General features: G+C 69.8%; 6 protein-coding genes and 1 pseudogene. All 7 read left to right on the forward strand.

The window, feature by feature from the left end:
- Positions 1–211 precede the first annotated feature (211 nt).
- The 7 genes and pseudogenes from lysA to AB1609_12340 all read left to right on the forward strand — a co-directional run bounded on the left by lysA (position 212) and on the right by AB1609_12340 (position 7043).
- The gene (gene lysA, locus AB1609_12310) at positions 212–1552 is read left to right on the forward strand and encodes a diaminopimelate decarboxylase (protein MEW6047248.1); all 1341 of its coding nucleotides are present in this window, start codon (positions 212–214) and stop codon (positions 1550–1552) included.
- A complete protein-coding gene (locus AB1609_12315) occupies positions 1549–2901 on the forward strand; it encodes a hypothetical protein (protein MEW6047249.1) in 1353 nt (450 codons plus the stop codon). Before lysA ends, AB1609_12315 begins: the two co-directional genes overlap by 4 nt.
- On the forward strand, positions 2895–3539 hold the full coding sequence (locus tag AB1609_12320) for a site-2 protease family protein (GenBank protein MEW6047250.1): 645 nt from the start codon (positions 2895–2897) through the stop codon (positions 3537–3539). Before AB1609_12315 ends, AB1609_12320 begins: the two co-directional genes overlap by 7 nt.
- A gap of 4 nt (positions 3540–3543) precedes the next feature.
- Positions 3544–4389 carry a hypothetical protein gene (locus AB1609_12325; GenBank protein MEW6047251.1) on the forward strand — a complete coding sequence of 282 codons (846 nt, stop codon included), beginning with the start codon at positions 3544–3546 and terminating at the stop codon, positions 4387–4389.
- A complete protein-coding gene (scpB, locus tag AB1609_12330) occupies positions 4341–4946 on the forward strand; it encodes an SMC-Scp complex subunit ScpB (protein MEW6047252.1) in 606 nt (201 codons plus the stop codon). Before AB1609_12325 ends, scpB begins: the two co-directional genes overlap by 49 nt.
- A 28-nt stretch (positions 4947–4974) precedes the next feature.
- A pseudogene (gene ytfJ, locus AB1609_12335) lies at positions 4975–5379 on the forward strand (GerW family sporulation protein).
- A 347-nt stretch (positions 5380–5726) separates the two neighbouring features.
- A complete protein-coding gene (locus AB1609_12340) occupies positions 5727–7043 on the forward strand; it encodes a TrkH family potassium uptake protein (protein ID MEW6047253.1) in 1317 nt (438 codons plus the stop codon).
- The last annotated feature ends 128 nt before the right edge of the window (positions 7044–7171 follow it).

Here is a 7171-nt window from a genome sequence, read left to right on the forward strand (position 1 = left end):
TTCTCGCTGCCCTACCTGTGGCCGCTGGTGCCGTTCAACCGCCGGGCGCTCTCCCGCCTGCTTTTCCGCTACCCCATTCCTTCGGTGCGAAAGCACCGAGCGCCCCGAGCCGAGCAGGACCAGAACCCCTCCTGACTTCCGCCCCCCTGTGGTACCATCGGAGCAGCCGCCGGACACACCGCCGGCCGGCACGCGGCAGGGGGGTCGACCATTGGGGCTGCCGTTCGAAGTCGCCGTCAACGAGGCCGGGCACCTGGCTCCCGGCGGCTGCGACGCGCTGGAGCTGGCCGGATCCTACGGGACGCCCCTTTACATCGTCGATGAAGAGGCCGTTCGTAGGGCGTGCCGCCGCTACCGCAACGCGCTGGCGGGGCTCGAGGCAGGCGGCATGGCGGCGTATGCCGCGAAGGCCTTCTGGGTGGGGGGCATGGCAGCCCTGGTCGCCGAAGAGGGCCTCGGGGCCGATGTTTCCTCGGAGGCCGAGTTGAGGCTGGCTCTCCGGGCGGGGCTCGACCCGGGCAAGCTGATCCTGCACGGCAACAACAAGAGCCGCCACGAGATGGAGCTCGCCGTCCGCCTGGGCGTGGGCCGCGTGGTCTTGGACAGCCTGTGGGAGCTCGAACAATGGGAGCAGGTGGGCGCCGCTGCAGGCCGGCGCGTCAGGGTGCTGCTGCGCCTGTTGCCTGGCGTGAGGGCCGGGGCGCACGGATCCATCCAGACGGGCCACGGCGATTCGAAGTTCGGCATCCCCATTGAGGACGGGCAGGCCGAACAGGCGGTCGAACGGTGCATGAAAAGCCGTTGGCTCGAGTTCCGGGGCTACCACGTTCACATTGGCTCCCAGATCCTGGCGATCGAGCCTTACCGGCAGGCGGCCTCGGTGGTGGCGGAGTTCGCCGCCCGGATGGCGAGCGGGACGGGTGCGGTCTGCCGGGAAATCGACATGGGAGGGGGCCTAGGGGCGCGATACACCGATTCCGACAGGCCACCCTCCATCGAGAGCCTGGTCGAGGCCATTGCCTCCACCCTGCAAGCGGCGCTTGCCCGGGCCGGGCTTCCCATGCCGTTTCTCATCCTGGAACCCGGCCGCTCCGTCGTCGCCGAGGCGGGGACAACCCTCTACCGGATGGGGGCCATCAAGCGCCTGGCGGCCGGCCAGCTGGTCGCCGCCGTCGACGGGGGCATGAGCGACAACCCCCGGGTGGCGCTCTACCAGGCGCGCTACACGGCCGTGCTGGCTCGCTCTCCGTACGGGGTGAAAGGTGAACCCGTGCAGATCGTCGGGCGCCTGTGCGAGTCGGGGGACATCCTGGTCGAGCGCGCCGAACTCCCGCCGTTCGAAAGTGGCGAGGTCCTGGCCGTGCTGACCACGGGGGCCTACCACCACTCCATGGCCTCCAACTATAACGGGCTTCCCAGACCGCCCGTGGTGGCCGTCCGCAACGGACAGGCCCGGCTGTGGGTGCGCCGGGAGGCGTTCGAGGACATGATCGCCACCGACGTGGTGCTCGCCGCCGGGCCGGACGGATCGCCCGCAGGTGGGACCGGGTGAGATCCGACTTCGCCGGCGCGCTCGCAGGCGAGACGCTCCGCCTGGTCGAGGCGGTGGAGGCGGTCGCCCGGGACCTCGGCGCGGCGGCCTATGTGGTGGGCGGGGCGGTCCGGGACTGGCTTCTGGGAATGCGTGCCATCCGCGAGGTCGACGTCGCCGTGGTGGGCGAAGCGGATGAGGTCGCGCGGGAGCTGGCGCGCCGCGTCGGGGGAGCCCTGGTCGTCTTCGAGCGCTTCGGGACGGCCCGCGTGGCGGCGTTCGGCACGTACGTGGACATTGCCCGCGCCCGCTCCGAGAGCTACGCAAGGCCGGGGGCGTTGCCTCTGCCCCGTGCAGCGGGCGCCATCGACGAAGACCTGTCCCGCCGGGATTTCACCATCAACGCGATAGCCGTGCCGCTCAGCGGGGATGCGCGCCGTCTGGTCGACCCGTGGGGCGGGCAGGCCGACCTGCAAAACCGGCGCCTGCGGGCGCTTCACGCCGGCTCGTTCGTGGACGATCCCACCCGACTTTTCCGGGGGGTGCGGCTCGCCGTGCGGCTCGGGCTGGAGGTCGACCCCGAGACAGCCCGGTGGATGCAAGCCGCTCTCGATCGGCGCGCCGTGGATACGGTGAGCGCCGAGCGGAGGGGGCAGGAGGTGCGCCGGGCCCTGTCGGAGTCGCCGGCGCTGCCCGTTGCCCGTGCTTTTCAGGCATGGGGCCTGTGGGATGCGGCGTGCCCCGGCTGGGAGCTTCGCCCGGAGGCCGAGCCGGTGCTTGACACCATCGACGGTCACGAAAAGGTGATGGCGGATCTTCTCGGACGGGTGCAGCGGCGGGAGGCGGACGGGATCTGGAACGTCCGGCTGATGGCTGTGGCCATGCCATGGCTGGGCAACCGGCGCGAACGGGCCGAACGCCGGGCGCTTCTCCTCGCCCGGCGTCTGGGGCTCACACGGGCCTTGAGGCTGAGCCTCCTGCGGGCCGGGGCCGTTCGGGACGCCCGCCGCAGGCTCAGGCGCGTGAGCCGTCCCAGCACGGCCCACCGGGCGCTTAGGGCACTTTCGCCCGTGCAACTCGTCTACCTGGCGGCGTGCGGGGGTGGCCCGGGAAGCCCGGACTATAATTGGGTGGAGTGGTTTGTCAACGCCGGCCGGCATGTTCGCCCTGCCCTGACAGGCACGGACCTGGCCGTTTTGGGTTGCCCGCCGGGGCCCGCCGTGGGCCGGCTTCAGGAGGCGCTTCTGGCAGCCGTGCTCGATGGGAAGGCCCGAGGGCGGGAAGAGGAGAAGGCTTGGGTTCTGCGGCGCATGAGGGCGTTGGCCGCCCGGGCTCGGCGTGGTGTTGAGGTGGGGAACGAAAGATGCTGAGGTATGCTCGCTTCGACCCAATGTTCCTGGTGCTGTGGACGCTGGCCATCGTGCCGGCCATTGTCCTGCACGAGTTTGCTCACGCGCTGGTGGCCTACCGCCTGGGAGATCCGACTCCCCGGTACGACGGGAGGCTCTCGCTCAACCCCCGGGCCCACCTGGATCCGATAGGGGCGCTGATGCTGTTCCTGTTCGGGTTCGGTTGGGCGCGGCCGGTCAACGTCAACCCCGCTTACTTCCGCAACGGACGGCGCGGGATGATGCTGGTCGCGCTGGCGGGGCCGCTGGCCAATGTGACCCTGGCATGGCTTGCGAGCCTGCTCCTGCAGGTGATGGCCGGCCTCGGGGCAGGCGGCGCGCTCTTTTCCGACCTGTCAGCCGCGGTACGGCAGTTTCTGAGCCTCAGCCTCCAGATCAACCTGCTCCTGGCAGCGTTCAACCTGATTCCCATCCCGCCGCTGGACGGCTCCCGAATCCTGGCCGGGCTCGTGCCGACAAGGCAGGCGGTGGCCATCGCCCGCCTGGAGTCGTACGGGCCACTGCTCCTTGTCCTGCTCATCATGAGCGGGGTTACGCAGGTGCTGCTCGAGCCGATCTACCGCCTGTTGTGGATGCTGATCGGTGCCGGAAGGCTGTGAGCCCGTGAGCGAGACCCGGCGTGACCCCGTGCCGGACGGAGCCGGCGGCGATGGAAGCCCTCCGCCCTGGCGGGCGACCCTCGACCGCCTGGCCGAAGTGTGGCGTGCGCTCCACTCCGGCCAGCAGGACCCCCTCGAGGTGCGCCTCGAGCCGGTGGTAGCCGAGACCCTGCGAGCCTTCGGGCCGCCGCCCGAGGACTTCGAAAGACAGGAGGCGTGGCTTGGGGGTGCTGCCGATGCCCTGCGGATTCTCGCCGAACTGGCGGCGGCCAAGGCGCAGCGCCTGGCGCCGCTCCCGCAGTCGGAGTCCTCACAACAGGGTGAGGCCACAGCCCCCGGCGTGGAAGAGGAGGCTGTGAGCGGCGAGGAAGGCCCGGATGGCTCGCTCGAGGAACTGGCGCTGCGGGCCGAGACCTACAAGCGCTTCCGCGAGGCTGCCCGCGTGCTCGAGGAGCAGGCGGAGGCGTGGAGCCGCCACCAGCCTCGCCAGGCGCCTTCGGCGCTGCTTGAGACGCTGCAGAAGATGCTGGGGCCGTGGCCCGGGGAGGCTCCCCAGGTGAGCCCGGACCTGCTGGTGGAAGCCCTCGCTCGGCTCTTGCGGCGAAGCCGTCTTGCCGATCAGGCCCGACAGGCACCGGCCCCCGCCTTTGACTGGGCAGCCCTGCTTGAGCGGGTCCGGCGCCGGGCAAGGGCGCCAGCGCCGGTGGACCTCGCGCAGATGCTGGCCGAAGAGGCCGCCGATCGTAGCGAACTGATCGGCCTCTTTCTCACCGTGCTGGAACTGGTCAGGGTGGGGGAACTTTGGCTGAAGGAGCAGAACGGCAGCATCTGGATCGTGAGCCGCAGCTAGACGAGGACGCTGCGGCGTGCGAGGCGGTGCTGTTTGCGGTCGCGCGGCCCCTGACCCTTCACGAGCTTGCGGCCGCCTTGAACGTAGAAGCGGCTCGCGCCGGGCGGGCGCTTGACACCCTCAAGGCCCACCTCGAACGTTTCGAACACGGGGTGCAGCTTGTGGAGGTGGCCGAGGGGTACCAGCTCGTCACGCGGGCGCGCTTCTTCGGCATCCTGCGCCGCGCCGCCGGAGCCGTGCGGCGCCCGGGGCTGTCGGGTGCGGCCATGGAAACCCTGGCCATCGTGGCGTACCGCCAGCCCGTGAGCCGGGCCCAGATCGAAGCGATCCGGGGCGTCAACTCGGAGGCGGCCTTGAACACCCTCCAGGAGCGGGGCCTCATCGAGGTCGACCACCGGGGAGCCTCGCCCGGGCGTCCCCGCTACTACCGTACCACCCGGCGATTCCTCGAACTCTTCGGGCTGCGATCGCTGGCAGAGCTGCCGCCGGTGCAGGACGGCCTGCCGCCGCAAGGCATGGGCGGGCCGCCGGCCGCGAAGACTACCCCCGAGCAATGAGGGCCAGCAAAGCGGGGGAGCTTGCGCGATGGAGCAGTCCGCCCAGCAGGTGGATCAGGCCGCCCAGAGGCAGGACCGCAGTGCTCATCCCATCGACGCCCTGATGCGCACCGTCATGGAGAGCATCAAGGCCATGGTGGACGTCAACACCATCCTCGGCGTGCCCGTGGAGGCACCCGACGGCACCGTGATCATCCCGGTTTCCCGGGTTTCGTTCGGGTTCGTGGCGGGGGGCTCGGAGTTTGAAACCCAGGAGCAGGGTACCCAGGGCTTCCCGTTCGGGGGCGGGAGCGGGGCGGGAGTCAGCCTGAGCCCGGTGGCCTTCCTGGTGGTGGGTCAGGGGCAGGTGCGGCTGCTCCCGGTTTCCGAACGAGCGTTCTACGATCGGCTGCTGGACGTGGCCCCGCGGTTCGTTGAGCAGTTGCAGCGCCTGGCGGGTGCCGAACAGCGCCGTTCCGCGGAGGGTATGGGCCAGGACGGCCCCGGGGCTTCCGGCAGCGGCGGGGAGGGTGAACCGGCGCAGCGAGGCCGTCCGGTGAGGCTGGGGGCAGGGGCCGAGGGAGGCAGGGATCAGGGCCAGAGCGGGGAGGGAGGCTCACGCGGCGGCGAAGACCGGTCGGACGGCTCGGGCCAGCAGGGCCGCCGCAAGACCCTTTCCCTCCGGTTTGAGTAGACCCCGGCGGAGGGCCGTGGTATATTCGTTGCGTGCCCATGCCCACGCTGGCTCAGAGTGCCGCTGAGTATCGGAGCCTGTGGGCCCGGTTTTCGCAGCGTTTGAGCGTGACGAGTCCGGGCCGCCTCCTCGTGGGGGGCTACCTGGCGCTGGTGCTGGCGGGCACGGCGCTTCTCTCCCTGCCGGTCGCCGTGGCCGAGCCGCCCTCATTGACCTTCACGGAGGCTCTCTTCACGGCAACATCCGCCGTATGCGTCACGGGCCTGACTGTCGTGGGTACCGGCACCAGGCTGTCACTCTTCGGGCAGATTGTCGTCATGACCCTGATCCAGATCGGCGGCCTGGGCGTCATGACGCTGTCCACGCTGTTCGCGGTTCTGGCGGGCCGGCGCATCAGCCTGCGAGGGCGGCTGCTGGTCCAGGAGGAGCTCCACCAGAACTATCTGGCCGGGCTGGTGCGGTTGGTGCGGATGATCGCGGGAGTCACCCTTCTGTTCGAGGGGATCGGGGCAGGCCTGCTGTTCCTCGCTTGGGTGAAGGATCTCGACCCCCTGCGGGCGGCCTACTTTGCCATCTTTCACGCCATCTCCGGGTTCAACAACGCCGGCTTCGACCTGTGGGGCACGAGCCTGACCGGCTTTCTGGACCGCCCGCTGGTGGTGCTGACCATCGCGGGGCTCCTGGTGGTGGGAGGCATCGGCTTTTCGGTCATCGCGGACCTCTCGTCGTGGCGCCCGGACCGGCGGGTCACGCTCCACTCCAGGGTGGCGCTCTCGATGGCGGGGCTTCTGATGGTGGTGGGGTTCGTGTTCATCGCAGCGGTCGAGTGGGGCAACCCTGCCACCCTTGGCCCGCTGCCGTGGCATCAGAAGATTCTGGCAGCGTTCTTCTCGGCACTGACGCCCCGTACGGCGGGGTTCAACGTGGTGCCCACCGAAGCGCTGCGGCCCGCTACCCTGTTCTTCCTTTTGTTCCTCATGTTCATCGGGGTCTCCCCGGGCTCCACCGGGGGCGGCATCAAGACCACGACCGCGGCGGTCGTGGGAGCAGCGGTAGGGGCGGCGCTCGGAGGCCGGGACGAACTCGTCATCTTCGAGAGGCGGCTGCCGAGGGGCGTGGCGGCCCGCGCCATCGCACTGGCCGTGGTGGCGTCGATGTGGGTGGCGGCGGTGACCATGGCCATCATGCTGCTGGAGCGCTTCGACCCGCTGGCGATCCTCTTCGAGGTGGTTTCAGCGTTTGGAACCGTCGGCCTGAGCACCGGCATCACGCCCCATCTCTCCACCCCTTCTCGGCTGCTCATCGTCGTGACGATGCTGGTGGGCAAGGTGGGGCCCGTGACCTTTGCCATGGCCCTGGCGCAGCGGTTCCAGGCGGCCGGGGTGCACCTGCGCTACCCCGAGGAACGCATCAGCCTGGGTTAGACCGAAGTTGCGAACTCCTCAACTCGCACACTTCCCGAAATGACGGGGTTTCAAACCATCAAGAAGCCCCGAGATGTATACAGTAAACATGCGCTGCGTGGCTTGCCAATGGCCTCTATGTCATGGTA

Source organism: Bacillota bacterium (genome assembly GCA_040754675.1).
Taxonomy (GTDB): domain Bacteria; phylum Bacillota; class Limnochordia; order Limnochordales; family Geochordaceae; genus Geochorda.